The sequence below is a fragment of the Mesorhizobium sp. WSM4844 genome (assembly GCF_055811775.1).
In genome coordinates this window covers 1-693 of record NZ_JBVVQB010000171.1, presented here as the reverse complement: position 1 = coordinate 693, position 693 = coordinate 1, and the positions used below count along the sequence as shown (strand labels likewise).

Below are 693 nucleotides of genomic sequence, written 5' to 3'. Positions count from 1 at the left end.
TCGAGCTGCGCCAGGAACCACAGCCGCTGCTGCGCGAACGACAGCGCAAGCGGCTCGTCGCGCGACACGGCAACAATCGCCGGCAGGTCTTGCGGACCGCAGCGGTTCAACTGGTCGATTGTGCTTTCCGCCAGATCGCAAAGCACCGGCCTGGCGAACAGCGTGGCCAGCGGCAGCTCGACACCGACCGCCTGCGGCAAACGGCTCATCAGCTGCACGGCCAACAGCGAGTGGCCGCCGAGCTCGAAGAAGTTGTCGTGGCGCCCGACCCGCTCGACCCCGAGCAGCTCCGCCCAGATCCCGGCCAGCAGCGTCTCGACCGCGCCCTGCGGCGCTTCATAGGCGGTGCGCGCATAGGCGTCGTCGTCGGGGGCCGGCAGCGCCTGGCGGTCGAGCTTGCCGTTCACCGTCAGCGGCAGCCCATCCAGCCGCACGAAGGCCGACGGCACCATGTAGTCGGGCAGCAGGCTAGCCAGATGCGCGCGCAAGGCGCCGGCAAGCGCGCCGCCATCGGCGCCCTCCGATCCGGCCGCCGGCTTCGCCACCACATAGGCGACGAGCCGCTGGTCGCCGGTTCGATCGGCGCGCGCCACCACCACCGCATCGCCGACAAGCTCGTGCTCGCAAAGCCGCGCCGCGATCTCGCCCGGCTCGATGCGGAAGCCGCGGATCTTCACCTGCTCGTCGTTGCGG

General features: G+C 70.9%; 1 protein-coding gene. It reads right to left on the bottom strand.

Annotated features, from left to right (window positions below; genetic code table 11):
• The coding region (locus AC0L2A_RS36290; RefSeq protein ID WP_473612988.1) for an AMP-binding enzyme at positions 1 to 693 on the bottom strand (693 nt) is incomplete at both ends.